At 62.1% G+C, this 24532-nt stretch carries 17 protein-coding genes; 5 read left to right on the top strand and 12 right to left on the bottom strand.

Annotated elements, in window-relative coordinates; translation table 11 throughout:
• Positions 1–4: 4 nt before the first annotated feature.
• The 7 genes from ACTJK9_RS25320 to ACTJK9_RS25290 form a co-directional block, all read right to left on the bottom strand.
• Entirely contained in the window at positions 5–2719 is a 2715-nt protein-coding gene (locus tag ACTJK9_RS25320) for a nitrate reductase (protein ID WP_440817040.1), read from the bottom strand.
• A complete protein-coding gene (nirD, locus tag ACTJK9_RS25315) occupies positions 2719–3036 on the bottom strand; it encodes a nitrite reductase small subunit NirD (RefSeq protein ID WP_007951992.1) in 318 nt (105 codons plus the stop codon). Before nirD ends, ACTJK9_RS25320 begins: the two co-directional genes overlap by 1 nt.
• Positions 3033–5486 (bottom strand): nitrite reductase large subunit NirB, encoded by a 2454-nt coding sequence (gene nirB, locus ACTJK9_RS25310; protein ID WP_440817037.1) that lies wholly within the window; start codon positions 5484–5486, stop codon positions 3033–3035. Before nirB ends, nirD begins: the two co-directional genes overlap by 4 nt.
• Positions 5487–5795: 309 nt before the next feature.
• Complete coding sequence (locus tag ACTJK9_RS25305) at positions 5796–7466, bottom strand: protein kinase domain-containing protein (RefSeq protein WP_440817033.1); 1671 nt, start codon at positions 7464–7466, stop codon at positions 5796–5798.
• Between the two features lie 7 nt (positions 7467–7473).
• Positions 7474–8685 carry a nitrate/nitrite transporter gene (locus ACTJK9_RS25300; protein ID WP_064594690.1) on the bottom strand — a complete coding sequence of 404 codons (1212 nt, stop codon included), beginning with the start codon at positions 8683–8685 and terminating at the stop codon, positions 7474–7476.
• Positions 8686–9044: 359 nt separating this feature from the next.
• Positions 9045–9620 carry an ANTAR domain-containing response regulator gene (locus tag ACTJK9_RS25295; RefSeq protein ID WP_007916390.1) on the bottom strand — a complete coding sequence of 192 codons (576 nt, stop codon included), beginning with the start codon at positions 9618–9620 and terminating at the stop codon, positions 9045–9047.
• 15 nt (positions 9621–9635) lie between these two features.
• Positions 9636–10847, bottom strand: a complete 1212-nt coding sequence (locus ACTJK9_RS25290) for a CmpA/NrtA family ABC transporter substrate-binding protein (RefSeq protein ID WP_440817029.1) — start codon at positions 10845–10847, stop codon at positions 9636–9638.
• Between the two features lie 222 nt (positions 10848–11069).
• Here ACTJK9_RS25290 and ACTJK9_RS25285 point away from each other — a divergent pair, with 222 nt between their 5' ends.
• Complete coding sequence (locus ACTJK9_RS25285) at positions 11070–12089, top strand: quinone-dependent dihydroorotate dehydrogenase (protein WP_039770005.1); 1020 nt, start codon at positions 11070–11072, stop codon at positions 12087–12089.
• A gap of 173 nt (positions 12090–12262) precedes the next feature.
• On the opposite strand, the gene rmf is transcribed toward ACTJK9_RS25285, so the two are convergent.
• On the bottom strand, positions 12263–12478 hold the full coding sequence (rmf, locus tag ACTJK9_RS25280) for a ribosome modulation factor (protein WP_003223300.1): 216 nt from the start codon (positions 12476–12478) through the stop codon (positions 12263–12265).
• A 530-nt stretch (positions 12479–13008) separates the two neighbouring features.
• On the opposite strand from rmf, the gene rlmKL reads away from it, so the two are divergent.
• Complete coding sequence (gene rlmKL, locus ACTJK9_RS25275) at positions 13009–15279, top strand: bifunctional 23S rRNA (guanine(2069)-N(7))-methyltransferase RlmK/23S rRNA (guanine(2445)-N(2))-methyltransferase RlmL (RefSeq protein ID WP_064594693.1); 2271 nt, start codon at positions 13009–13011, stop codon at positions 15277–15279.
• 146 nt (positions 15280–15425) lie between these two features.
• A complete protein-coding gene (locus ACTJK9_RS25270; RefSeq protein ID WP_440817026.1) occupies positions 15426–17810 on the top strand; it encodes a sensor domain-containing diguanylate cyclase in 2385 nt (794 codons plus the stop codon).
• Positions 17811–17925: 115 nt separating this feature from the next.
• Here ACTJK9_RS25270 and dacB read toward each other — a convergent pair whose 3' ends face one another.
• Positions 17926–19386, bottom strand: coding sequence for a D-alanyl-D-alanine carboxypeptidase/D-alanyl-D-alanine endopeptidase (gene dacB, locus ACTJK9_RS25265; protein ID WP_039770010.1), 1461 nt, complete (start codon positions 19384–19386; stop codon positions 17926–17928).
• A 233-nt stretch (positions 19387–19619) separates the two neighbouring features.
• Here dacB and ACTJK9_RS25260 point away from each other — a divergent pair, with 233 nt between their 5' ends.
• Entirely contained in the window at positions 19620–19964 is a 345-nt protein-coding gene (locus ACTJK9_RS25260) for a YggL family protein (protein WP_039770011.1), read from the top strand.
• A gap of 60 nt (positions 19965–20024) precedes the next feature.
• On the opposite strand, the gene ACTJK9_RS25255 is transcribed toward ACTJK9_RS25260, so the two are convergent.
• The gene (locus tag ACTJK9_RS25255) at positions 20025–21215 is read right to left on the bottom strand and encodes a benzoate/H(+) symporter BenE family transporter (protein ID WP_440817023.1); all 1191 of its coding nucleotides are present in this window, start codon (positions 21213–21215) and stop codon (positions 20025–20027) included.
• A gap of 224 nt (positions 21216–21439) precedes the next feature.
• Here ACTJK9_RS25255 and ACTJK9_RS25250 point away from each other — a divergent pair, with 224 nt between their 5' ends.
• The gene (locus ACTJK9_RS25250; protein ID WP_007952027.1) at positions 21440–22204 is read left to right on the top strand and encodes a GntR family transcriptional regulator; all 765 of its coding nucleotides are present in this window, start codon (positions 21440–21442) and stop codon (positions 22202–22204) included.
• Positions 22205–22297: 93 nt separating this feature from the next.
• Here the strand turns inward: ACTJK9_RS25250 and guaD are convergent, their stop codons facing one another.
• Positions 22298–23602 (bottom strand): guanine deaminase, encoded by a 1305-nt coding sequence (gene guaD / locus ACTJK9_RS25245; protein WP_085613286.1) that lies wholly within the window; start codon positions 23600–23602, stop codon positions 22298–22300.
• 13 nt (positions 23603–23615) lie between these two features.
• The gene (gene xdhC, locus ACTJK9_RS25240; RefSeq protein ID WP_440817019.1) at positions 23616–24473 is read right to left on the bottom strand and encodes a xanthine dehydrogenase accessory protein XdhC; all 858 of its coding nucleotides are present in this window, start codon (positions 24471–24473) and stop codon (positions 23616–23618) included.
• Between the last annotated feature and the right edge of the window lie 59 nt (positions 24474–24532).

The raw sequence follows: 24532 nt of genomic DNA, 5'->3' as shown, positions 1-24532 counted from the left end.
CTCTTCAGATGACGGCGACCGGACGCACGTCGGCGGCCAGCAAGCGCTTGATTTCCGGGACGCAGGAACCGCATTGCGTGCCGCACCCCAATGTATTTTTCAAACCCTGCAGATCCAGGCCATCACGGATACCGGCGCAGACCGCGCTGTGGCTGACGTTCTTGCAGTTGCACAGGGTCTTGTCCGCCACAGTCTGCACGCCGGCATTGCCCGGCGGCGCACTCATCGGTGCCAGCAGCCAGCGCCGCAGTTGTTCGTCGGCGCGGCCTTCGAGCCACAGACCTTGCAACCAGTGCTGGGCGAGGGTTTCACCGGCAAGGCGGATCGCGGTGATTCGCCCGTTTTCGATGCGTACCCGTTTGCCAATGGCGCGGCGAGGATCGTCATACGCCAGCACCGGCCCATCGATCAGGGCCAGGCACTGGTCGATTTCACCCAGCAATTGCGGTTCTGGCGCCACGACGCTGGCTGCGCGTATCAGCAGCGCAGGCCGTTCACGTCCGACAAGGCTGAGACTTGCGTAGGAAAACGCCTCGCAGAGCGGTCGAAGCGCCTCGAAATGCCGTTGAACATCGCCCTCGATCAGTGCGAACAGTTGCCATGGCAAGTCCACCGTTTCCAGCCGCACACCGCTGTGCTTGAGTTCCGGTTGTTTCGACAAAGGATCGAAGGCGGGTAGGGTCAGGCTGTTCACGCCGCCCTTGAGGAAACGATCGCCCCAGTGCATCGGCAGGAACGCCTGGCCCGGACGCACGCTGTCATCGCTGGCGACCGCCACGATCACTGAGCCTCGACGACTTTTCAGATTCACCAGATCCCCAGGCTGCAAGCGGTGACGGCGCAATTCGTCCGGATGCAGACTCAACATCGCTTCGCTGACATGGCCGAACAGTTGCGCCGCCGTGCCGGTGCGGCTCATACCGTGCCATTGATCACGCAGGCGGCCAGTGATCAGGGTCAGTGGAAAGCGCGCGTCGCGTTGTTCTTTGGCGGCGCGATAGGGATCGGCAACGAACTGTGCGCGCCCGTTCGGCGTAGGAAAGATACCGTCGCCATACAGCCGGGCTGTACCTTGGCGGGCGCCAGCGGGGAAGGGCCATTGCTGTGGACCCAGCTCATCAATCAACCGATGGCTGATCCCGGACAAATCCAGATCGCGGCCACGGGTCAGTTGTTTGTACTCGTCAAACAGCTGCGCCGGTTGTTCGAACGCAAACAGCCCCGGCTGCTGCGGGCGCAGACGCTTCTCCAGGCGTTGTGCGAAATCTACGGTGATCGCCCAGTCCGGTCGTGCTTCACCCGGTGCGGCAATGGCCTGGCGGACGTGGGAAATCCGTCGCTCGGAGTTGGTCACCGAACCTTCCTTCTCGCCCCAACTGGCCGCCGGCAACAGCAGATCGGCAAACGCTGCGGTTTCGGTGGTGCGAAACGCCTCCTGCAACACCACGAACGGACAAGCCTCCAGCGCGGCGCGCACGGCGTTCTGGTCCGGCATCGATTGCGCGGGATTGGTGCAGGCAATCCACAACGCCTTGATCTTGCCGCTGCGCACTTGTTCAAACAGTTCGATGGCGCTGAGACCGGTATTTTCCGGCAGCTTATCCACACCCCAATACGCCGCGACTTCTGCGCGGTGCTCTGGATTGGCGACTTCACGATGGCCTGGCAACAGGTTGGAAAGGCTGCCGGTTTCGCGCCCGCCCATGGCATTCGGCTGACCGGTCAGGGAGAAAGGTCCTGCACCCGGCCGGCCGATTTGCCCGGTGGCCAGGTGCAGATTGATCAGCGCGCTGTTTTTCGCGCTACCGGCGGTGGACTGGTTCAGGCCCATGCACCACAGCGACAGAAAGCTTGGTGATGTGCCGATCCATTCGGCGCATTGCTGCAACTGCTCGACGCTGATCCCACACAACTGCGAAACCATCGCCGGCGTGTAGTCGCGCACCAGGCTTTTAAGCTCGGCGAGGCCTTCGGTGTGGGCCTTGATGAAGTCGCGGTCGATCCAGTCTTCCCACAACAGCAGATGCAAAATCCCATGGAACAAAGCGACATCGGTGCCCGGCAGAATCGCCAGATGCAGGTCGGCCAAATCACAAGTGTCGGTGCGCCGTGGATCAATGACGACGACTTTCATCTGCGGGCGGCGGGATTTGGCTTCTTCGAGGCGGCGAAAAAGCACTGGATGCGCGTAGGCCATGTTACTGCCGACGATCACCACGCAATCGCTCAACTCCAGGTCTTCATAGCTGCACGGCGGAGCGTCGGCGCCGAGGCTGCGCTTGTAACCGACCACCGCCGAAGACATGCACAGCCGCGAATTGCTGTCGATGTTGTTGGTGCCAACCAGCGCCCGCGCCAGTTTGTTGAAGGCGTAGTAATCCTCGGTCAGCAATTGCCCGGAGATGTAGAACGCCACGCTGTCCGGGCCGTGTTCGGCGATGGTTTCGGCGAAGACCTGGGTGGCGTGATCCAGTGCGGTGTCCCAGTCGCAACGGCTGCGCGCCAGGCCTTTGCCCAGGCGCAGTTCCGGGTACAACGCCCGTGCCGCCAAGTCGCCGGTCAGGTGCAGGGTCGAGCCTTTGCTGCACAGTTTGCCGAAGTTGGCCGGATGCGCCGGATCACCGCTGACGCCGAGGATGCGCTCGCCGTCATGCTCGATCAGCACGCCGCAGCCGACCCCGCAATAACAGCAGGTCGAGGCGGTCGTCTGGCGGTTCATCAGACGGCGTCCCGCAGGGCCAGTTGCACGCGGCCGTTTTCCACTCGGGCCGGGTGATGGTGCGCGCAGCCGACGTCCGGGGCCTGGGCTTCGCCGGATTGCAGGTCGATCTGCCAGTTGTGCAGCGGGCAGGCGACACGTTTGCCGTAGATCAGTCCTTGGGACAACGGGCCGCCCTTGTGCGGACAGCGGTCATCGAGTGCGAAAACTTCGTCGTCGCTTGTACGAAAGATCGCAATGTCACCTTTGGGCCCGGCGATGATCCGCGAACCGAGGGCGTTGATCTCTTCCAGGGCACAGATATCGAGCCAGTTCATGCCGGCACCTCCAGGTTTTTCACGGGAATCACGTCGAATTCTTTTTTCAGTTGCGGCTGGGCGAGGCGCTCTTTCCACGGATCCTGTTCGAACGACAGGGAGAATTGCAGGCGCTCGTTCAGGGCCTTGCGGCGCTCGGGATCTTCCAGCACAGCTTTCTTGATGTGCTCCATGCCGACCCGTTGCAGGTAGTGCACGGTGCGTTCGAGGTAGAAGGCTTCTTCGCGGTACAGCTGCAGGAACGCGCCGTTGTACTCGCGCACTTCCTCGGCGGTCTTGAGCTTGACGAAGAACTCGGCGACTTCGGTCTTGATCCCGCCGTTGCCGCCGATGTACATCTCCCAGCCGGAATCGACGCCGATGATGCCTACGTCCTTGATCCCCGCTTCCGAACAGTTGCGTGGGCATCCGGAGACCGCCAGCTTCACTTTGTGTGGCGACCACATGTTGAACAGGTCATGTTCGAGGTCGATGCCCAACTGGGTCGAATTCTGCGTGCCGAAGCGGCAGAACTCGCTGCCGACGCAGGTTTTCACGGTGCGGATGGATTTGCCGTAGGCGTGGCCGGACGGCATGTCGAGGTCTTTCCATACACCGGGCAGGTCCTGTTTCTTGATTCCCAAAAGGTCGATGCGCTGGCCGCCGGTGACCTTGACCATTGGCACCTGATACTTGTCCGCCACGTCGGCGATCCGCCGCAGTTCCGACGGGTTGGTCACGCCGCCCCACATCCGTGGCACCACCGAATAGGTGCCGTCCTTCTGGATGTTGGCGTGGGCCCGCTCGTTGATCAGGCGCGACTGCGGATCGTCCTTGGCTTCGCCGGGCCAGGTTGAAATCAGGTAATAGTTGAGGGCCGGACGGCAGGTGGCGCAGCCGTTCGGGGTGCGCCAGTTGAGGTAGCTCATGGTGCCGGCGATGGTCAGCAGGTGCTGCTCGCGAATGGCCTGGCGAATCTGGCCATGGTTGAGATCGCTGCAACCGCAGATGGCTTTTTCGCTTTTCGGTTTGACGTCCGCCGCGCCGCCGACGGTGTTGATCAGGATCTGCTCGACCAGACCGGCGCAGGAGCCGCAGGAGCTGGCGGCCTTGGTGTGTTTCTTCACTTCGTCGACGCTGAACAGGCCATGTTCCTGAATCGCCTTGACGATGCTGCCCTTGCACACGCCGTTGCAGCCGCAGACTTCGGCGTTGTCGGCCATGCTCATGGCTTTGTCCTGGCCCTGATGTCCTACGTCACCGAGGGCGTTTTCACCAAACATCAAGTGATCGCGGATCTCGCCGATGGCGTGATTCTCACGAATCTGCCGGAAATACCAACCGCCATCTGCCGTATCGCCGTACAGACAGGCGCCGACCAGCACGTCATCCTTGATCACCAGTTTTTTGTACACCCCGCCGATCGGGTCGGAGAGGGTGATGGTCTCGGTGCCTTCGCCGCCCATGAAGTCGCCGGCGGAAAACAGGTCGATGCCGGTGACCTTCAATTTGGTCGACGTCACCGAGCCCTGATAACGGGCGAAGCCCAGTTGGGCCAGGTGGTTGGCGCAGACCTTGGCCTGTTCGAACAGCGGCGCCACCAGGCCGTAGGCGATGCCACGGTGGTTGGCGCACTCACCGATGGCATAGATGCGCGGGTCGTAGGTTTGCAGGGTGTCGTTGACCAGAATCCCGCGATTGCACGGGATGCCGGCCTTTTCCGCGAGTTCGGTGTTGGGGCGAATGCCGGCGGCCATGACCACCAGATCGGCGGGAATGATGTCGCCGTTCTTGAACTGCACCGAGCCGACCCGACCATTACCGGCTTCGTGCAGGGCCTGGGTCTGTTCGCACAGGCGAAAGTGCAGGCCACGGGCCTCGAGGGCGGTTTGCAGGAGCTGGCCGCTGGTCTTGTCCAGTTGCCGCTCCAGCAGCCATTCACCGAGGTGCACCACGGTGACGTGCATGCCGCGCAGCATCAGGCCGTTGGCCGCTTCGAGGCCGAGCAGGCCGCCGCCGATCACCACGGCGTGCTTGTGGGTTTTTGCGGTGTCGATCATCGCCTGGGTGTCGGCGATGTCGCGGTAACCGATCACGCCCTGCAAGGTGTTGCCGGGGATCGGCAGGATGAACGGGGTCGAGCCGGTGGCGATCAGCAGGCGATCGTATTCGGCCTCGGTGCCGTCTTCGGCGATCACCCGGCGTTTGACCCGGTCGATCTCCACCACTTTGCGGTTGAGCAGCAGTTTGATGCCGTTTTCCAGGTACCAGTCGAGGTCGTTGAGCACGATCTCTTCGAAGGTCTGCTCGCCGGCCAATACCGGCGACAGCAGGATGCGGTTGTAGTTGGTGTGCGGTTCGGCGCCGAAGACCGTGATGTCGTACAGCTCGTTGCTCAGTTTCAGCAGTTCTTCCAGGGTACGGACCCCGGCCATGCCATTACCGATCATCACCAGTTTGAGTTTTTTCATCAGGTTCTCCGGGAGCATCGGGCTTGCCTCTTGTGGGCAGTCAGGCCTTGCTCGACAAAAATGGCGCAAACAAAAAAGGCGTCCCGCCAGTTACCTAGCGAGGACGCCTTTGTCCTTGTCCCGTTCTCTCGGGAAGCCTGGCCTTCGTCGTTGAAGGTCGGGCTTTATGTCAGTTGCAAACGTTAATGCAGTGGTTGTGCCAAGTCGCGCAGAGTCGCGAATTCGTTGGGGTAGGGCTGGAATTGGCCAGATATTCAGTGTGGTTTTTGCACTGAATGGAAGCGGCACGCCCATTAATGGAGCGCCGCATCAGCCATGAAACAACAGAAACAGCAGCACCAGATTGCCCAGCAGTGCCAGCAACGCCAATGTCCGCCAGACCTTCAGCGGCTCCCGTTCCAGCAAGGGGCGAGGGCGTACATTCAGGCTACGTCGTTCACCTTGCTCCAGCATCAGCAACCATTCCTCGGCGGTTTCATAGCGTTGCAAGGGATCAGCCGCCACAGCGCGCTCCAGACACTGCGCCAGCCACTCCGGCAGATCCGGGCGATAGCGACCGGCACTCACCGGCACCCCGAAACGCGGGCGCTGGAAGGCTTCGATCTCGCCGTAGGGAAAATGTCCGGTGAGCAGGAAATACAAGGTCACGCCCACCGCATACAGATCCTGTTGTGCACTGGGGGCTGCGCTTTGAAAAGCTTCCGGTGCGATGTAGCTCGGGGTTCCGGGCAAGGTCGACGGTGTGTCCTGCGACAGACCGGGGCAATACGCCAGGCCGAAATCCAGCAGGCGCAACTCGCCGTCGTCCCCCAGGTGCAGGTTTTCCGGTTTGATGTCGCGGTGCAGGATCTGCCGTCGATGCAGCAGGCCGACGGCCCGCAGCAGGCGTTCGGCCAGATCCTGCCACTGGGCCAGTGGCAGCGGGCCGCTTTGTTCGAACAACTGCGCCAGGGTGGTTCCCGAATATTCACGCATCACGTAGTACAAATGCTGACGCTGACCGGCGCTATGGACTTCAGGGAAATGCCGCCCGGCGACGCGTTTGAGAAACCATTCCTCCGCCAGCAAGGCCTGGCCGGCCTGGGCATCGTCTGCCAGTGGTGCAGGCAAGGTCTTCAACAGCCACGCCTGACCCTGACCATCGAGCACGCGATACAGCAGCGATTGCTGGCTCTGACTTATAACCTCTTGAACCCGCCAGCCTTCAAAGGCCTGAGCCGGTTTCAGCGGCGGGGGCAGGGGCCATTGCTGCAAATGAATCAACGCATCGCCAAGGCTGGCCTCGCCAACCGCATCCACCCGCACCAACAGCGCACTGGCATTGTCCTGACTGCCGGCCAGATGCGCAGCGTTGACCAGCGTTTGCGCGGCACTGTGCAGGTCCGGTTGATCGCGCAGAATCCCGGCGATGGCGGTATCGCCAAGCGCGGCCCACACGCCGTCACTGAGCAGCACGAAACATTCGCCGTCACGCAGTTCGCCGTCGAGAAAGTCCAGCACCAGATGCTGATCCAGCCCCAGTGCGCGCTTGAGCACATGCTGCATGCCCGGTTGATCCCAGACGTGATCCTCGCTGATCCGCTGCAAGTTATCGGCGTGCCAGCGATAGACCCGGCAATCGCCGACGTGCGCCAGGGTAAAGCGCCGGCCGCGCATGACCAGCGCACTGACCGTGGTGAGCAGCGGCTGACCGCCACCATTGGCCTGCAACCAGCGGTTTTGTGCGAGCAGCAGACGATCGAGGGCCTGGGCCACGCTCCAGGTTTCCGGGGTGGCGTAGTAGTCCAGCGCCAGCGCCTGCAAGGTCGAACGCGCGGCCAGACCACCGTCGGCGCACTGGCTGACGCCGTCGGCGATGGCGAACAGGAAACCCTTGCTGGCGGCCAGCGCCGGGGCCGGGGTCACCAGGCGCAAGGCGTCCTGGTTTTCCGCGCGGGGACCGGTGGCGCTGGCTTCGGCAAAGCTCAGTTGCAGAGCCATTCGGGCCTCAGACCCGGGCAGCGGTCACGGCCGCCGAACCCCAGGTGGTTCTCCAGCGACGTTTGACCCCATGCAGGCCGAACCACGCCAGCACGCCAAGGCTGGCGAACAACCACAGCGCCAGTTGATAGCTGCCGGTGCTCTGTTTGATCGCGCCCATGCCTGCCGCCAGGGCAAAGCCGCCGATGCCGCCGGCCATGCCGATCAGCCCGGTCATCACGCCGATTTCACGCCGAAAGCGCTGTGGCACCAGTTGGAACACCGCGCCATTACCCGCGCCGAGACCGAGCATGGTGCAGACGAACAGGGCCAGCGCCGCGTAGGAACTCGGCAGGTTGAAGCCGACCGCCGCGATGCAGACTACGGCCACTGTGTACATCGCCAGCAGGGTGCGAATTCCGCCGAACCGGTCCGCCAGCGCGCCACCCAGCGGTCGCATCAGGCTGCCGCCGAACACGCAGGCGGCGGTGTAGTAACCGGCGGTCACCGGGCTGAGGCCGTATTGATCGTTGAAGTAGCCGGGCAGGGCGCTGGCCAGGCCGATGAAGCCGCCGAAGGTGACGCTGTAGAAAAACATGAACCACCAGCTGTCGCGGTCGCCCAGGGCCTTGAAGTAGTCGGCCATGGATTTGGCTTTTGGTCGCTCGGGAGCGTTTTTTGCCAGCCAGGCGAACAGCACCAAAGTCAGGAGCAGTGGAATCAGGGCGAAACCGAACACATTGCTCCAGCCGAACGCCGCCGCCAGTACCGGGGCGATCAGCGCGGCGAACACGGTCCCGGAATTGCCGGCCCCGGCGATGCCCATCGCCTTGCCCTGATGCTCCGGCGGATACCATTGCGACGCCAGCGGCAGGGCCACGGCGAACGACGCTCCGGCCATGCCGAGGAACAGGCCGAGCAGCAGAGCCTGTTCGTAACTGTGGATGCCCAGTTTCCAGGCACCGAACAGTGCACAGATCACGATCACCTGGCCGATCAGCCCGGCAGTCTTGGGTGACAGGCGATCGGCAAGCATGCCCATCGCAAAGCGCAGCACCGCGCCGGCCAGAATCGGCGTCGCCACCACGAGGCCGCGCTGTTGAGTGGTCAGGTGCAGGTCGCCAGCAATCTGCACCGCCAGCGGGCCGAGCAGGTACCAGACCATGAAGCTCAGGTCGAAATACAGGAAGGCTGCGAACAGGGTCGGGGTGTGGCCGGATTTCCAGAAGCTTTTATTCATCGCGCACCTCAGCTGTTAAGAATCTCGAGAAGGAGTCACAAGCCAGCAAGTGGAGCGCCGCCACGGCCGCACCACCGGCCCCGGGCTGTGGGGCCAAAACGCAAAAACGCCGCTACCCGGATCGCCGAAAGGGGCGAAGAAGGTGAGCGACGTCTTTGTCGTAGGTGGGGCAACCGCCGTTGGTTACCTGTGGTGATTGCTTAGCGAGATTTGTGCCAATAGTCTGAAATCGCGTTACGGCCAATCGCGGGCAAGCCCGCTCCCACAGGTTCCGCATTAATCACAGAGACTGTGTACGACAACGAAACCTGTGGGAGCTGGCTTGCCAGCGATGGGGCCTTTACAGGCCCCACGAAACTTCAGCCAAGCAACTCGCTCATGGCAATGATTTGCTCCGCCACCTGAATCAGTTTCTGCTGGCGGCTCATGGCCTGGCGGCGCATCAGGGTGTAGGCCTCTTCTTCGTTGCAGTCCTTCATTTTCATCAGCAGGCCCTTGGCCAGTTCGATGCGCTTGCGCTCGGCCAGTTGCTGGTCGCGGGCCTGTAGCTGGGCGCGCAAGGCCTGATCGCTTTCGAAGCGGGCCATGGCCACGTCGAGAATCGGCTGCAGGCGTTGTGCGTGAATGCCTTCGACGATGTAGGCACTGACCCCGGACTTGATCGCCTGACGCATCACGCCGGGATCATGCTCGTCGGTGAACATCACGATCGGCCGGGGCTGGTCCCGGCTGACCAGCACCACTTGCTCCATCACATCGCGGCTCGGCGACTCGGTATCGATCAGGATCACGTCCGGACGCACCGTTTCGACGCGCGCCGGCAGGTCGATGGTCAGGCCCGACTCGTCGATCACCTCGAAACCGGCCTCGGTCAGCGCGGCTTTCAGGCGTCCGACTTTTTTCGCGGTGTCGTTGATCAGCAGAATGCGCAGCATGTTCGCGGTCTCCTGTCAGCGGTGGGCGAGAAGGGGGGCGCTGTCGCTCAGCGCGTGGAGCTTGAAGCTTCGGGCGTAGGCGGCCGGGTCGCTGCCGTCCCAGATTTTGCCGTCGATCAACTGGCTGCTGCGCATGTCCTTGCCCCAGGCCGCAAAGCCCACAGCAGTCGCTGCGTCGCGATAGATCTCCAGTTGTTGTACCTGACGGGCGACGGCGAGGTAGTCCGGGTCATCGCGCAGCAAACCCCAGCGGCGGAACTGGGTCATGAACCACATGCCATCCGACAGGTACGGCAGGTTCACCGCGCCATCGCCGTGAAAGCGCAGGGCGTGCGGGTCTTGCCAGCGATTGCCGAGGCCATCGTCGTAGTCGCCGAGAAAGCGCGGTTCGATGCAGGAGACCGGGGCGTCGAGGTACTCGGCGGCGCTGAGAAGTTGCGCGGTGCTGCGGCGGTTTTCCGGGCTCTCTTCGATGAAACGGCTGGCCTCGAGGATCGCCATCACCAGCGCGCGCGCGGTGTTGGGGTATTGCTCGACGAAGGCACGGGTGCAGCCGAGGACTTTTTCCGGGTGATCGGGCCAGATGGTCTGGCTGGTCGCCAACGTGAAACCGAGATTCTGCTGCACGGCGCTGGCCGCCCAGGGCTCGCCGACGCATAAACCATCGATGCGACCGGCCTGAAGGTGCGCGACCATTTGCGGCGGCGGCACCACCACGCTGTCGACATCCTGCAACGGATGAATGCCCTGGCTCGCCAGCCAGTAATACAGCCACATGGCATGGGTGCCGGTCGGGAAGGTCTGGGCGAAGGTCAGTTTTGCGCGGGTTTGGTGCACATGATGGTGCAGCGCTTCAGGACCGGTCACGCCCAGGCCCTGCAAGCCGTGGGACAGGTTGAGGCTCTGGCCGTTCTGATTCAGACCCATCAGCACCGCCATGTCGGTTGACGCGACGCCGCCGATGCCCAGATGCACCGCGTAAATCAGGCCGTAAAGGCTGTGGGCGGCATCGAGTTCGCCGCTGACCAGATTGTCCCGCAGGTTGGCCCAGGAACTCTGGCGCTTGAGATTCAGGGTCAGGCCGTAAGGCTGGGCAAAGCCCTGAGTGGCGGCGACCACCAGCGAGGCGCAGTCGCTCAGGGCCATGAAGCCCAGGTTGATCGCGCTTTTTTCCGGGGCATCGCTGCCGTTGACCCAGGCCAGCGGCCCGGCGGAGGTTTGAGTCATGAAAGCCACCCTCAAAAAAAACGTCGTCCCAGGCTTTGCCCGCGCAAAACCGAGAGACGACGCCATTGTCCTTGCCTGCACGCCACCATTGGCCTGCCGGCTGATGCCGTGGAAGGTGCAAGGCATATGCCATGCGCACGGATTTACCCGTGCGCCTCGCGCGTCGGGGGGATGCCCGGCTATAATCGCCGCCTCTTTTCGCCGCCCGAGTCATAGCCGCCCATGTACACCCTGGCCCGTCAGCTGTTGTTCAAACTTTCCCCGGAAACCTCCCACGATCTGTCGCTGGATCTGATCGGCGCGGGCGGGCGTTTGGGCCTCAACGGCTTGCTGTGCAAGGCGCCGGCGTCGCTGCCGGTGAATGTCATGGGCCTGACGTTCCCGAACCCTGTGGGTCTGGCGGCCGGTCTGGACAAGAACGGCGCGGCCATCGATGGCTTCGCCCAGCTGGGTTTCGGGTTTGTCGAAATCGGCACCGTGACCCCGCGTCCGCAGCCGGGCAACCCGAAACCACGGATTTTCCGTCTGCCGGAAGCCGAGGCGATCATCAACCGCATGGGTTTCAACAACCTCGGTGTGGATAACCTGCTGGCGCGAGTGGCGGCGGCCAAATACAAAGGCGTGCTGGGGATCAACATCGGCAAGAACTTCGACACCCCGGTCGAGCGCGCAGTAGACGACTACCTGATCTGCCTGGACAAGGTCTACGCTCACGCCAGTTACGTCACGGTCAACGTCAGTTCGCCGAACACCCCGGGCCTGCGCAGCCTGCAATTCGGTGATTCGCTCAAGCAATTGCTGGCGGACCTGGCCACGCGCCGCGCCGAACTGGCGCTGCGCCACGGCAAGCATGTACCGCTGGCGATCAAGATCGCGCCGGACATGACCGACGAAGAAACCGCGCAAGTCGCCCAGGCACTGATCGAAACCGGGATGGACGCGGTGATCGCCACCAACACCACCCTCAGCCGCGTGGGCGTCGAAGGCATGGAACACGGGGACGAGGCGGGCGGTCTGTCCGGCGCGCCGGTTCGCGAGAAGAGCACCCATACCGTGAAAGTGCTGGCGTCCGAGCTGGGCGGCAAGCTGCCGATCATCGCGGCGGGCGGCATCACCGAAGGCAAGCATGCGGCCGAGAAGATCGCGGCCGGCGCGAGCCTGGTGCAGATCTACTCCGGCTTCATCTATAAGGGCCCGGCGCTGATCCGCGAGTCCGTGGATGCGATCGCCGCCAAGCGCTGATCCTTTGTGAGAGCGAGCCTGCTCGCGATGGNCGCTGCCATAAATAATGCGGCGGGCATAAAAAAGGGCTCCTCGAAGGAGCCCCTGGGCCGTAGCCCGCCGTCCGGGAAGGACGTGCATGGTGATCAGGTTGTTACGAAATCAGATTGTCGTGTCGGAATAAGTGCCCTGTGTCAGCCGACGGCGTGAAGTTCGTTGAGTCTGTGGATTCCCGCAGTGCCGGTCATACCGTCCCAGTTGTCGCCGCGTCCTTCTCGCCAGCCGTTGATCCAGGCTTGACGTACCGACGGTAGAGTAAATGGGCAAAGCTCACGGGATTTACCACCAACGCCATATTGATATCCGCGCAAAAATGCTCTTTCCAACGGATCACGCTTAAGTCTTCTCATAGGGTGTTTCCCTCACTTGTTGACTGTTTTTGTCGCGTCGACCTCAATTGAGGTCTGGCAGAAAAACTCTGCCGTTGGCGGCTCGCTGCCGGCGTGGCGAGCCAAGGTGTTGACGCCGTTGCGACGTCAACCTGTGTTCAGTTCTAACCAATGAGTCACATCGATGGAATGACCGTTTTGTCATAAGGACGTAACGAAAAAGATGCTATGGCCATAAGTAACCGCGTATTTATCCAGCGTCCATTGGCCAAACCCCGGTATGATCGGCCCCGCGCTGGATGATGAGGTTAATCCTTTAGTGAGAATGACCCACGTTTACGCTGGGCTACTATTCGACGAAGGGTTGCTTTGAGTCATTTTGTTGCTTCAACTTTTTTATCTGTCCCGGCATCTAAGCTCTTTTAACCCGAGCAGCGGGGATGGAACGGCACACCTTCGTGCCACGCGGGCGCTCTTGTAGAAAAGCGCCTGATTGAAAACCGGATCGGCAATGCGTTGCCGGTTCATCAGCCAAAGGCTCTGGAAAAACCATGTCCGACCGTTTCGAACTCTTCCTCACTTGCCCCAAAGGCCTTGAAGGCCTGCTCATCGAGGAAGCCGTCGGGCTTGGCCTTGAAGAGGCCCGCGAACACACCTCCGCCGTGCGTGGCATGGCGACCATGGAAACCGCTTATCGCCTGTGCCTCTGGTCGCGTCTGGCCAACCGGGTGCTACTTGTCCTTAAGCGCTTCCCGATGAAAAACGCCGAAGACCTGTACCATGGCGTACTCGACGTCGACTGGCAGGATCACATGCTGGCCGACGGCACACTGGCCGTGGAATTCAGCGGTCATGGGTCGGGCATCGACAACACTCACTTCGGCGCCCTGAAGGTCAAGGACGCCATCGTCGACAAACTGCGCACCCCGCAGGGCGACCGTCCAAGCATCGACAAGCTCAACCCGGACTTGCGCATTCACCTGCGTCTGGATCGCGGCGAAGCGATTCTGTCCCTCGACCTTTCCGGCCACAGCCTGCACCAGCGCGGCTATCGCTTGCAGCAGGGCGCCGCGCCGCTGAAGGAAAACCTCGCAGCCGCCATCCTGATCCGTTCCGGCTGGCCGCGCATCGCCGCCGAAGGTGGCGCGCTGGCGGACCCGATGTGCGGTGTCGGTACGTTCCTGGTCGAAGCCGGCATGATCGCCGCCGATATGGCGCCGAACCTGCGTCGCGAACAGTGGGGCTTTACCGCCTGGCTCGGTCACGTGCCGGCGCTGTGGAAAAAACTGCATGAAGAAGCCGTCGAGCGTGCTGCTGCCGGTCTGGCCAAGCCGCCGCTGTGGATTCGTGGTTATGAAGCCGACCCACGCCTGATTCAGCCGGGCCGCAACAACGTCGAACGCGCCGGCCTGAGCGAGTGGATCAAGATCTATCAGGGCGAAGTCGCGACCTTCGAACCGCGTCCGGACCAGAACCAGAAAGGTCTGGTCATCTGCAACCCGCCGTACGGCGAGCGTCTGGGTGATGAAGCCAGTCTGTTGTACCTCTACCAGAACCTCGGCGAGCGTCTGCGTCAGGCCTGCCTGAACTGGGAAGCGGCGGTGTTTACCGGCGCGCCGGACCTGGGCAAGCGCATGGGCATCCGCAGCCACAAACAGTATTCGTTCTGGAACGGCGCGCTGCCGTGCAAGCTGCTGTTGATCAAGGTCCTGCCGGATCAGTTCGTCACCGGCGAGCGCCGCACCCCGGAGCAGCGTCAGGCCGAGCGCGAGCAAGCCGCCTACGATCAGACGCCGAACGAGCCGCAAGAGCGCAAGTTCAACAAGAACGGTAACCCGATCAAACCGACGCCGGCCCCGGCGCCAGTGGTCGAGCAGCCGCGCCTGAGCGAAGGCGGGCAGATGTTTGCCAACCGTCTGCAGAAGAATCTCAAGGCGATGGGCAAGTGGGTCAAGCGCGAAGGCATCGACTGCTACCGCGTCTACGATGCGGACATGCCGGAATACGCCATGGCCATCGACCTGTACCACGACTGGGTACACGTTCAGGAATATGCCGCGCCGAAGTCGATCGATCCGGAAAAAGCCTCGATCCGCATGTTCGATGCGCTGGCGGCCATCCCGCAGGCGCTGAACATCGACAAGAGCCGCGTGGTGGTCAAGCGCCGCGAGCGTCAGAGCGGCACCAAGCAGTACGAGCGTCAGGCGGCTCAGGGCAAGTTCAATGAAGTGACCGAGGGCGGCGTGAAGTTGCTGGTCAACCTCACCGACTACCTCGACACCGGGCTGTTCCTCGATCACCGCCCAATGCGCATGCGGATCCAGAAAGAGGCGGCCGGCAAGCGCTTCCTCAACCTGTTCTGCTACACCGCGACCGCCAGCGTGCACGCAGCCAAGGGCGGCGCGCGCAGCACCACCAGCGTCGACCTGTCGAAAACCTACCTCGACTGGGCGCGCCGCAACCTGTCGCTCAACGGTTTCTCGGACAAGAACCGTCTGGAGCAGGGCGATGTGATGGCGTGGCTTGAGAACTGCCGCGAAGAGTACGACTTGATCTTCATCGATCCGCCGACCTTCTCCAACTCCAAGCGCATGGAAGGCATCTTCGACGTGCAGCGTGATCAGGTGCAGTTGATCGACCTGGCCATGGCGCGTCTGGCAGCGGGCGGGGTGTTGTATTTCTCCAACAACTTCCGCAAGTTCCAGCTCGAAGACAACCTGGCCGAGCGTTACGCGGTCGAGGAAATCACCGCCAGCACCATCGACCCGGATTTCGCCCGCAACGGCAAGATCCACCGCGCCTGGAAAATCACGGCTCGTTGACACTCTGCAACATTGGATCCACAGAGCCTTGATTTTTAAAGGCTCTTGGATCCGTTCAGAACTAGCCAAATTAGTGGCTAATAGCTATAACTCACACACGGCCGATGGGGTTTTTCCCGCAGATGCTGACGTAGTGAGTGACTTTTATGTCGTTGCACCCCGTGCGCCCGAAGATATTGGGTTTTATCAGCGAAGAAGTCTCGGCCTGGCTGGTCGCGGTGCTGGTATTGCTCGCCGGCGGGATTCTCACGGGGCTGCTCGCCTGGGGCACCCTCAATCAGTTCCACAGCCAGTTGCGCCAGCGCTTTCAGCTACTGGCCAACGAGCGCTACAGCCGCATCGAAGAACGTTTTCAGGATCAGGAGCAACGCCTCGATGGCCTGCGCCGGTTCTTCGCCAACTCCGAATCGGTGTCCCGCGCCGAATTCGACGGCTACACCCACCCTTTATTACTGCGCACCCAGGCCTATTCGTTCGCCCTGCGGGTGAGCGGTGCCGAGCGTGCAGCGTTTGAACAGCGGGCGCGGGATGAAGGCCTGAGCACCTTCAGCGTGCGCGAACTCAATGCCCGCGGCGAGCTGCAACTGGCCTCGGCCCGCGATGAATACGTAGTGGTGTTGTACAGCCAGACCCAGAGCCGGCTTGGCGCGCCGCTGGGTTACGACTTGCTGGCCCAGCCATTGCGCCGCTCGACCCTTGAACGTGCCGACCAGCTTCGCGGCCTGGCGGTCTCGCAGCCGATGCATCTGGTCGGTATCGAGCCGGCTTACGCACGCGGCGTCTTGTTGGTGGCACCGCTGCTGCGCAAAGGGGAGTCCAGATCATATGGCTATGTGATGGCTGTCATCAGCATGCGTCAGCTGCTGGCAGACGGCTTGCCGGATGCACTTCATGACTATCTTTCGGTGCGCATCCTCGATCTGTCCACCAACGATCAGCATGAAGTGTTGTTCGAGTCGACCAATGAATCGGTGCCGAGCGATCTGTCGGCTACGCGGTTGGTGCGCATGGCCGATCACGACTATCAGGTGGATATTCTGCCCAGCGAAGCGTTCATGCAGGCCAACCATTCGGCGGTGGGCAGCGTGGTGGTGCTGGGCGGGTTGCTCAGTCTGCTGTTGAGCGCGCTGCTTTATGTGCTGGTCAGTCAGCGCCAGCGCGCGTTGCGCATGGTCGAGTTGCGTACTCAAGAACTGCATGAACGCGAACAGGAACTGCGCGGGACCCACGGCCAGTTGCGCGGGGTACTCAACGCGGCGACCCAAGTGGCAATCATCGCCACCGACCTGCGCGGCGTGATCAACACGTTCAACCCCGGTGCCGAGCAGATGCTCGGTTATCACAGCAACGAAGTGGTCGGCCACATGACCCTGGAAAACCTGCACTTTCCCCGGGAACTGGTGGCCCGCGCGGCGGAGCTCAGCGCCCGCTATGGCAAAACCATTCCGACCTGCCAGGCGATGCTGGTGGAGGGTGGCGAAGTCGGCGGGCACGAGGCGCGCGAGTGGACGCTGGTGCGCAAGGACGGCAGCCACATTCCAGTGAACATGCTGGCCACACCGGTGCTGGACGAGCAGGGGCTGTGGGTCGGGCACCTGGCGATCTGCATCGACATCACCGAGCGCAAGCGCGTGCACGAAGCGCTGGCCGCACGGGACGTGCTGTTGAAAAAGCTCAGCGCCCACGTGCCCGGCGGGATCTATCAATTCAAAATGGAGTTCGACGGGCGCTTCAGCGTGATCTACGCCAGCGACGGCATCCGCGAGATCTACGAGCTGGAGCCGGATGTGCTGCTGCTCAACGCCGAAGCGATCTTCACCCGCATCCATCCGCAGGACGTCAGCCGCGTGCGCAAGTCGATCCGCGCTTCGGCGGACAACCTCAGCCCGTGGCGCGAGGAATACCGCGTGCAATTACCCGGGCGCGGCCTGCGCTGGGTTCGCGGCGAGGCGACCCCGGAGGAACTGCCGGGTGGCGGCGTGCTGTGGCACGGCTATATTTCGGATATTTCCGACCTGAAACGGGTGGAAGAAGAATTGCGCGCGCTGTCGGTGACCGATTCCCTGACCGGCATTCACAACCGGCGTTATTTCCAGGAGCGCCTGACCACCGAGATGGCCCGGGTCGAGCGTGGCGGTGGCGAGTTGTCAGTGATCATGCTCGACATCGACCACTTCAAACGGATCAACGATCAGTACGGTCACGCGGTGGGCGACCGCGTGTTGCAGGCGGTTTGCGAGCGCATCGGTCACCGGCTGCGGCGTACCGACGTGTTCTGCCGGTTGGGCGGCGAAGAGTTCATGGTGCTGTGCCCGGACATCGACGGCGATCACGCCCACATGCTGGCCGAGGAGTTATGGCACAGCCTGCGCAGTGCGCCGATCGACGTGGTGGGGGTGGTGACGGCCAGTTTCGGGATTGCCAGCTGGCGACCGGGGGAGGGCGCGGATGCGCTGTTGCTGCGGGCGGATTCGGGGGTTTATGCGGCGAAGCAGGGTGGGCGGGATCGGGTTGAGCGGCAGATGAACTAGGCACTGAACATGTGGGAGCCAGCCTGCTGGCGATGGCGGAGTGTCAGTCACTGGATCATTGACTGAACTGACGCTATCGCCAGCAGGCTGGCTCCCACAGTGTTTTGTGGCGTGCTTACAGAACCGAAGCAGTCTGCGGCGTCCGCGGCTGTTTATAGAGATCCAGCAGCACCTGATCCAGCACCGACGATGCGCCGAACGGGGCCTTGTCGTTGAGGATCGCCACCACCGCCCAGGTGTTGCCGTTGACGTCGCGGCTGAAGCCGGCAATCGCCCTTACGGTGTTCAGGGTGCCGGTCTTGACGTGGGCTTCGCCGCGCATCGCGGTGGTCTTCAGGCGTTTGCGCATGGTGCCGTCGGTGCCGGCAATCGGCAGCGAGCTGATGTACTCGGCGGCGTAAGGGCTGTGCCAGGCCGCTTGCAGCATGTTGGCCATTTCCCGGGCGCTGACCCGCTCGGAGCGCGACAGACCTGAACCGTTTTCCATCACCAGATGCGGCGCGGTGATGCCTTTCTTCGCCAGCCACTGACGGACCACACGTTGCGCGGCTTTGGCGTCATCGCCGTCGGCGTCGTTGCGGAATTTCTGGCCCAGGCTCAGGAACAGTTGCTGAGCCATGGTGTTGTTACTGTATTTGTTGATGTCGCGGATGATTTCCGCCAGATCCGGCGAGAACGCACGGGCCAGCACTTTGGCGCTGCTCGGGGTCGGGGCCAGACGATCCTTGCCCTGGATGCTGCCACCCAGTTCCTTCCAGATCGCCCGCACGGCGCCGGCGGTATAGGTCGCGTGGTCGAGCAGCGACAGATAAGTCTGCGAGCTGCAGCCTTCGCCCAACTGGCCGGCCACGGTCACGGTCACGCTGCCATCGGCCTGCGGCACCGGGTTGTAGCGCACGCCGCCGGTGCATTGTTTGGAGTTGAGCGCTTTGACGGTGTTTTCGATGTTGATGCTGGCAATCGGCGGCTCGACCGAGATCAATACCCGGCCGTTGTCATTGCGAGCCACGAAACGCAGAGCCTTGAGGTTGACCAGCAGCGAATCCGGCTTGACCAGGAACGGCTTGTTCTCGTCGTTGCCGTCATCGTTGAATTCCGGCAGTTGCGGCTGCACGAAGAAGCTGCGATCGAGCACCAGATCACCGGTGACCTGGGTCACGCCGTTGGCACGCAGGTCGCGCATCAGCAGCCAGAGTTTTTCCATGTTCAGCTTCGGATCGCCACCACCTTTGAGGTAGAGGTTGCCGTTGAGGATCCCGCCGTTCAGGTCGCCGTCGGTGTAGAACTCGGTTTTCCACTGATGGTTGGGGCCGAGCATTTCCAGTGCCGCGTAAGTGGTGACCAGCTTCATCGTCGAGGCCGGGTTGACCGACACGTCGGCGTTGTACACGGTCGGCGTGCCCGGACCGTCCAGCGGCACCATCACCAGCGACAGGGCGGTGGGCTGCAGCTTGCTGGCCTTGAGGGCTTTTTCGACGTTGGGGGTCAGGGCGGTGTTGATGGTGGCAGCGGAGACGGGCAAGGCCAGCGGCAGAAGAAGACCGGCCAGGAGCAGAGGACGCAACGATTTGATCATATGAAATAAAACCCTACAGCCGAGGGGAAAAAGACGAGGACATGGATGAAAAGGCCCTCAGTGGTCATGAAAGTGTCGGCATTATGCCCCAAGCTGTTACAGCTTGTGCCTTTCGCAAGGGCGCCAATTCGTTATTTTTTTACAGGCGGTCGCACGCACGTCCCAGAGAGTCGGGCAATCGCCGGCTTAAACTGGTAAAGTGCCGGCCGTTATTACTTAAGAGGATTGTTCCAATGGCGACTAACCGTTCCCAGCGTCTGCGCAAAAAACTGTGCGTCGATGAATTTCAAGAGCTGGGTTTCGAACTGAACCTGGGCTTCAAAGAAGACCTGTCCGAAGAAGCCATTGACGCTTTCCTCGAAGCATTCATCAAAGAAGCCATGGAAGCCAACGGTCTGGGCTATGTCGGCGGCGACGACTTCGGTCTGGTTTGCCTGCAGAAGCGCGGCTCGGTCACCGAAGAGCAGCGCGCTGCTGTTGAAGCCTGGCTGAAAACCCGCTCCGAGCTGACCAGCACTGAAATCAGCCCGCTGCTGGACGTCTGGTATCCGGAAAAGCCGATCAACGCGGCCAAGTGATATTGAAAAAACGGCGACCCGAGGGTCGCCGTTTTTTTATGCCTGCTTTTTACTCAGGCCTCAAGCCTTGCGCCAGTTGAGGATCAGCAAGGTCAGCACCCCCGCGACAATCCCCCAGAACGCCGAACCGATGGAAAACAACGTCAGCCCCGACGCCGTAACCATGAACGTGATCAGCGCCGCTTCCCGTTCCTTAGCCTCGGTCATGGCGATGCTCAAGCCGTTGATGATCGAACCGAACAGCGCCAGCGCCGCAATCGACAGCACCAGTTCCTTCGGCAGCGCAGCAAACAGCGCCGCCAGCGTGGCGCCGAACACTCCGGCAATCCCGTAGAAAATCCCGCACCACACCGCAGCGGTGTAGCGTTTGTTGCGATCCTCATGGGCATGGGGGCCGGTGCAGATCGCCGCGCTGATGGCCGCCAGGTTGATGCCGTGGGAACCGAACGGCGCCAGCAGCAACGACGCGATGCCGGTGGCGGTGATCAGCGGCGAGGCCGGGACGTTGTAACCGTCGGCCCGCAGCACGGCGATGCCGGGCATGTTTTGCGAGGTCATCGCTACCACAAACAGCGGAATGCCGATGCTGATGGTCGCGGCCAGGGAAAAGTGCGGCGTGGTCCAGACCGGTGTCGCCACTTCCAGATGAAAGCCGCTGAAGTCCAGCAAACCCATGAAGCCCGACAGCGCGGTGCCGATCAGCAGCGCGGCGAGCACCGCATAACGCGGCGACAGGCGTTTGACGATGAGATACGTGAAGAACATCCCCAGCACCAAGCCGGTGCGGTGCTGTGCGGCGACGAAGATTTCACTGCCGATCTTGAACAGGATCCCCGCCAGCAGCGCGGCGGCGAGGGAGGCCGGGATCTTTTTCACCAGCCGTTCGAAGCTGCCGGTCAGGCCGCAGATCGTCACCAGCACCGCGCAGGTGATGTAGGCGCCGATGGCTTCGCCGTAGGTGACGCCGCCGAGGCTGGTGATCAACAGCGCCGCGCCGGGCGTTGACCAGGCAATCGTGATCGGCGTGCGATAGCGCAGGGACAGGCCGATCGAACACACCGCCATGCCGATGGAAATTGCCCAGATCCACGAGGAAATCTGTCCGCTGGTCAGGCCCGCCGCCTGCCCGGCCTGGAACATCAGCACCAGCGAACTGGTGTAGCCGGTCATCATCGCGATGAACCCGGCGACGATGGCGGAGGGCGATGTGTCCGCCAGCGGGCGCAGTCGGGTGTGGGTGATTTCGTTCATGACAGCGGTGTTCCTTGTTCAAGCCACGGATTTCGGGTTTAAGCCTAAACTCAAACGTAACGGAGCGTTGCAATACAGCCGAAGTCGCAAACAGCCGTACAGTCGTGTTGCCACCTTCCATTGTGTACAATCGCGCTGTTTTTTACGCGATACTTGCCAGCGACCCACTGTGCCGTATTACAGTCACGGTCAATTCGCCGCCGTTCTTCCCGACTCGAGTGCCCATGAACGAACAGTTGCAACCCCTCAAGAAACAACCGCGAGCAGGCAAAGCCGGCCGCAGCGGAACCCAGGACGATATTGTCTATGCGCATATCTTCGAGGCCATCCTCGAACAGCGCCTGGCGCCCGGCACAAAGTTGAGCGAAGAAGCGCTGGGGGAAATTTTCGGGGTCAGCCGCACCATCATTCGCCGCGCGCTCTCGCGTCTGGCCCATGAAGGCGTGGTGCTGTTGCGGCCGAACCGTGGCGCAGTCGTCGCCAGCCCGAGCGTTGAAGAAGCGCGTCAGGTGTTCCTCGCCCGACGTCTGGTGGAGCGCGCGATTACCGAGCTGGCGGTGCAACACGCCACCGCCGAGCAGATCGCCGAACTGCGCCAGATGGTCAACGACGAACGCGACAGCTTCTCTCGCGGCGATCGCGGCGCCGGCATCCGTCTCTCCGGCGAATTCCACCTGAAACTGGCCGAGGCAGCGAAGAACGCGCCATTGATCAGCTTCCAGCGCAGCCTGGTTTCGCAGACGTCGCTGATCATTGCCCAATATGAAAGCGGTAACCGTTCGCACTGTTCCTACGACGAGCACACCCAGTTGATCGACGCCATCGAAGCGCGCAATGGCGAGCTGGCGGTGGACCTGATGATGCATCACATGGATCACATCGACAGCAAGCTCAACCTCGACGAGGAAAGCGCGTCCGACGATCTGCATGCAGTGTTCTCGCATCTGTTGCAGACCAAGAAGCCGGGGCGGCCGGCGGTCAAGCTCTGAGCTGACACCGTGTCTCGCGATAGCTGTCCGATAGGCAACAAAAAATCCCCCGGTGTGAACACCACCGGGGGATTTTTTATGCCTTGGGAAAACTCAGCGCTGGTGTACCAGCGCACCCGCCGCATAGGTCTGGGCCACGGTGCGGTCATCGCCCAGGGTCATCAGTACGAACAGCGTCTCGGCAATATTGTTGGCCTGCTTCAGGCGGTAGCTCAGCAGCGGCGTAGCGTTGTAGTCGAGCACCAGGAAGTCGGCGTCGGAGCCCGGTTGCAGGTTGCCGATCCTGTCTTCCAGACGCAGCGCCCGCGCGCCGCCGAGGGTGGCGAGGTACAGCGACTTGAACGGGCTCAGGCGCGCACCTTGCAGCTGCATCACCTTGTAGGCTTCGTTCAGGGTTTGCAGCAGCGAGAAACTGGTACCACCACCGACGTCAGTACCGAGGCCGACGTTCAGTTTGTGCTTCTCGGCCATCGGCAGGTTGAACAGGCCGCTGCCGAGGAAGAAGTTCGAGGTCGGGCAGAACGCGACCGCCGAACCGGTCTGCGCCAGGCGCGCGCATTCGTCGTCGCACAGGTGCACGCCGTGGGCAAACACCGAGCGCTCGCCGAGCAGCTGATAGTGGTCGTAGACGTCCAGATAGCCCTTGCGCTCCGGAAACAGCTCCTTGACCCACTCGACTTCCTTGAGGTTTTCGCTGATGTGGGTCTGCATGTACAGATCCGGGTATTCGCTGAGCAACTGGCCGGCGAGGGTCAGCTGTTCCGGGGTGCTGGTCGGGACGAAACGCGGGGTGACTGCATAGTGCAGACGACCCTTGCCGTGCCAGCGCTCGATCAGCGCCTTGCTGTCGACGTAGCTCGACTCCGGAGTGTCGGTCAGGTAGTCCGGCGCGTTGCGGTCCATCATCACCTTGCCGGCGATCATCCGCAGGTCCAGCTTCTCGGCCGCTTCGAAGAACGAGTTCACCGATTGCGGATGCACGCTGCCGAATACCAGCGCAGTGGTGGTGCCGTTGCGCAGCAGTTCCTTGATGAAAATGTCCGCCACTTCATCGGCGTGGGCCTTGTCGGCGAACTGGCTTTCGCACGGGAAGGTGTAGGTGTTCAGCCAGTCCAGCAGTTGCTCACCATAGGCGCCGACCATGCCGGTTTGCGGCAGGTGGATGTGGGTGTCGATGAAGCCCGGGGTGATCAGCGCATCCTTGTGATGAACGATCTCGATGTCCGCCGGCAGTGTCGGCAGCAGTTCACTGGCGTGGCCGAGGGCGCTGATCTTGCCGCCATCGACCACCAGCAGGCCGTCCTCGAAATACTCGTAGGAGGCTTCGATGCCGACCTCGGCAGGGTCGGCGATGCTGTGCAGGATGGCGGCGCGGTAGGCTTTGCGAGTCAGAGGCATGAGGGTTCTCTAATCAGTTTGAGGCTTTGAGTGTGGCGGCCTGACTGCGGCGTGAAACCGGCAGCAGTTTGGCAATCGGTTCGGCGCTGGCGGTGTGCTGGCCGAAATTGGCGTTATAGGTGGCGATGATTTCGCCGGCGATGGAGATGGCGATTTCCACAGGCAACTTGCCTTTGACTTCGCCGATGCCCATCGGGCAGCGCATGCGTTGCACGACGCTGGAGTCGAAGCCACGGTCACGCAGGCGGTGTTCGAACTTGGCGCGTTTGGTCTTCGAGCCGATCAGGCCGAACCAGGTGAAGTCGTTGCGCTTGAGGATCGCGGCGGTGAGCTCCAGATCCAACTGATGATTGTGGGTCATGACGATGCAGTAGCTGCTGGCGGGCAGGTCGTCGATTTCATCCACCGGTTCCTCGGCGACGATCTTGCGCACGCCGTGGGGAATCAGCTCGGGAAATTCCTCTTCCCGGGAATCGATCCAGCGCACCCGGCAGGGCAGGCTGGCAAGCAGCGGCACCAGCGCGCGACCGACATGGCCGGCGCCGAATACGGCGATCTGCGCCTGCACCTGGCCCATCGGTTCGAACAACAGCACCGTGGCGCCGCCGCAGCACTGGCCGAGGCTGGCACCGAGACTGAAGCGCTCCAGATGGGTGTCCTGCCTGCCGCTGGCGAGCATCTCGCGGGCGATCTGCATGGCTTTGTATTCCAGGTGCCCGCCACCAATGGTGTCGAACGTCTGGCGGGCGCTGACGACCATCTTCGAGCCGGCATTGCGCGGCGTCGAGCCGAGCTCTTCGATGATCGTCACCAGAACGCAAGGTTCGCCCTGGTTCTGCAGGTCGGCGAGGGCGTCGATCCAGTTGTACATATCTCACCTCTCAGATCGTTCCCACGCTCTGCGTGGGAATGCATCACTGGACGCTCCGC

The sequence above is a fragment of the Pseudomonas sp. 22082 genome (assembly GCF_052046055.1).
GTDB lineage: Bacteria > Pseudomonadota > Gammaproteobacteria > Pseudomonadales > Pseudomonadaceae > Aquipseudomonas > Aquipseudomonas pharyngis.
The sequence above is the reverse complement of the archived record's forward strand: the minus strand, read 5'-3'. Positions and strand labels throughout refer to the sequence as shown.

Bases quoted from the DNA above. Each gene is read 5' to 3' on its own strand.
- nirB (WP_440817037.1), bottom strand. From the start codon at position 5,486: ATGAAAAAACTCAAACTGGTGATGATCGGTAATGGCATGGCCGGGGTC.
- guaD (WP_085613286.1), bottom strand. From the start codon at position 23,602: ATGCCTCTGACTCGCAAAGCCTACCGCGCCGCCATCCTGCACAGCATC.
- xdhC (WP_440817019.1), bottom strand. From the start codon at position 24,473: ATGTACAACTGGATCGACGCCCTCGCCGACCTGCAGAACCAGGGCGAA.
- ACTJK9_RS25300 (WP_064594690.1), bottom strand. From the start codon at position 8,685: ATGAATAAAAGCTTCTGGAAATCCGGCCACACCCCGACCCTGTTCGCA.
- ACTJK9_RS25260 (WP_039770011.1), top strand. From the start codon at position 19,620: ATGGCGACTAACCGTTCCCAGCGTCTGCGCAAAAAACTGTGCGTCGAT.
- dacB (WP_039770010.1), bottom strand. From the start codon at position 19,386: ATGATCAAATCGTTGCGTCCTCTGCTCCTGGCCGGTCTTCTTCTGCCG.
- ACTJK9_RS25250 (WP_007952027.1), top strand. From the start codon at position 21,440: ATGAACGAACAGTTGCAACCCCTCAAGAAACAACCGCGAGCAGGCAAA.
- ACTJK9_RS25320 (WP_440817040.1), bottom strand. From the start codon at position 2,719: ATGAACCGCCAGACGACCGCCTCGACCTGCTGTTATTGCGGGGTCGGC.
- ACTJK9_RS25270 (WP_440817026.1), top strand. From the start codon at position 15,426: ATGTCGTTGCACCCCGTGCGCCCGAAGATATTGGGTTTTATCAGCGAA.
- rlmKL (WP_064594693.1), top strand. From the start codon at position 13,009: ATGTCCGACCGTTTCGAACTCTTCCTCACTTGCCCCAAAGGCCTTGAA.
- ACTJK9_RS25295 (WP_007916390.1), bottom strand. From the start codon at position 9,620: ATGCTGCGCATTCTGCTGATCAACGACACCGCGAAAAAAGTCGGACGC.
- nirD (WP_007951992.1), bottom strand. From the start codon at position 3,036: ATGAACTGGCTCGATATCTGTGCCCTGGAAGAGATCAACGCCCTCGGT.
- ACTJK9_RS25305 (WP_440817033.1), bottom strand. From the start codon at position 7,466: ATGGCTCTGCAACTGAGCTTTGCCGAAGCCAGCGCCACCGGTCCCCGC.
- ACTJK9_RS25285 (WP_039770005.1), top strand. From the start codon at position 11,070: ATGTACACCCTGGCCCGTCAGCTGTTGTTCAAACTTTCCCCGGAAACC.
- ACTJK9_RS25255 (WP_440817023.1), bottom strand. From the start codon at position 21,215: ATGAACGAAATCACCCACACCCGACTGCGCCCGCTGGCGGACACATCG.
- ACTJK9_RS25290 (WP_440817029.1), bottom strand. From the start codon at position 10,847: ATGACTCAAACCTCCGCCGGGCCGCTGGCCTGGGTCAACGGCAGCGAT.
- rmf (WP_003223300.1), bottom strand. From the start codon at position 12,478: ATGAGAAGACTTAAGCGTGATCCGTTGGAAAGAGCATTTTTGCGCGGA.